This window comes from Streptomyces sp. NPDC005181 (assembly GCF_040608395.1).
Lineage (GTDB): Bacteria > Actinomycetota > Actinomycetes > Streptomycetales > Streptomycetaceae > Streptomyces.
The window spans coordinates 1-1664 of the sequence record NZ_JBEXID010000240.1 but is presented as its reverse complement, the minus strand read 5'-3'; the positions used below and the strand labels follow the sequence as shown (position 1 = coordinate 1664).

At 68.3% G+C, this 1664-nt stretch carries 1 protein-coding gene; it reads left to right on the top strand.

Annotated elements, in window-relative coordinates; translation table 11 throughout:
* Positions 1-158 precede the first annotated feature (158 nt).
* Positions 159-1526, top strand: a complete 1368-nt coding sequence (locus ABZV38_RS40330) for an IS701 family transposase (RefSeq protein ID WP_356333931.1) — start codon at positions 159-161, stop codon at positions 1524-1526.
* Positions 1527-1664 lie beyond the last annotated feature (138 nt).

The following is a 1664-nucleotide window of genomic DNA, read 5'->3' as shown; positions in this document are numbered from 1 at the left end:
CGTCTGGACGAAGGACGCCGACGAGATCCTTCAACGCCTCGCTTCATATCTTGATCGAATTCCCGGCGCAGAACACTAGCGGTGGTTTGTTGACGGCGGCTCAGGTCCGTAGTAGGCCGGTAGCAGAGGAACGTTGCCTCGCTGCCTGGGAGCTTGTGATGACCCGTCGTGTGCCGTGTCCGCCTGCTCCGGGCCCGCTGGAAGCCTACGCCGCACGCTTCGATGACCTCTTCTCCACACTGGCACAGCGCCGCGGTTTCCGGGAGTACCTCGCGGGGCTGCTGCTGCCGCGGGACCGCAACAAGACGCTGACCTGCCTGGCAGGCACCGAGCCGGTGGTCGGTGCCCAGCACCCGGCGGTGCAGCGGCTCCAGTTCTTCCTGTCCGAGTCGACGTGGGACCACGAGCGGGTCAATTCCCGCAGGGTGGAGTTACTGCTGGCCGATCCAGCGACCGCGCCGCACCCGGGCGGGGTGCTGGTGATCGACGACTCGGGGGACCGCAAGGACGGCAAGGCCACCGCGCACATCGGCCGACAGTGGATCGGCCGGCTGGGCAAGACCGACAACGGCATCGTCACGGTGACCACCTGTTGGGCCGACGAGAACCTCTACTACCCGCTGCACGCCGTGCCCTACAGCCCCGCCCATCACTTCCCCAAGGGCAAGAGCGACCCCAACTTCCGCACGAAGCTGCAGATCGCCGCGGAGCTGGCCCGCACCGCGAAGGCTGCCGGGGTGGCCTTCCGAGCCGTGGTCGCAGACTGCGCCTACGGCGACCAGGACGGCTTCCGCAGGCAACTCGACGCGGCGGGGCTGCCGTTCGTCATGGCCCTCAAACCGAGCCACGGCACCTGGGCCTACGGCAAGGACGCCTACACCCCCGCCGGCGCCGCCCGCGCCCTGACCTGGACGGACCCCGAACATCCCGGTGACTGGACCCCGGTCGAGCGCACCTTCCGCGACGGGCACACCGAGACCTGGTGGGCCGCCGATGCCCACCTCGGCTGGTGGGGACCCGACGGAAACGTCCGCCTGGTCGTGACGACCGCAGACCCGACCACGTTGCCCGCACAAGCCACGTGGTACCTGGCCACCGACCTGCCCCGCCCCGGCGGCCCACGCGAGGCCGACAGCCCCGAACCCGCCGCTGACCTGCACGAAGTCGTCCGGATATACGGCATCCGGCACTGGATCGAGCAAAGCTACAAGCAGGTCAAGGACGAACTCGGCTGGGCCGACTTCCAGGTCCGCTCCGACACCGCCATCCGCCGCCACCAGACCCTGGTCACCTGCGCCTTCTCGTTCTGCTGGGATACCTGGTTCACTCAACTACCGGACCGGGAACTCGCCCTTGTCCCCGCGGTCCCGCAGGCCGCAACTCCGGCGGGACCGGCTGAGAGGGGGCCGAGGCAGACCCCACCAGCCTCAACCGGCCAGCTGGCCCAAGGCGATCCGCGCCGTCCGGGCCTGGCTCGACCCCTGGACCACCCTCCAACGCTGCTGGCGAGCACTTGGGGTACCTAACAAAGCCCTACTAGTGTCCTGGCATGGATTGGGGGACATACTTGTACTACAGCAGCAGATCTTGAGTGAGTGATCGTTCTTGGACGGCGTGTTTCCAGGGACGGAGTCGTGCGGGGAGTGGGTCGTCGCGGCGGCGGT

Bases quoted from the DNA above. Each gene is read 5' to 3' on its own strand.
- ABZV38_RS40330 (WP_356333931.1), top strand. From the start codon at position 159: ATGACCCGTCGTGTGCCGTGTCCGCCTGCTCCGGGCCCGCTGGAAGCC.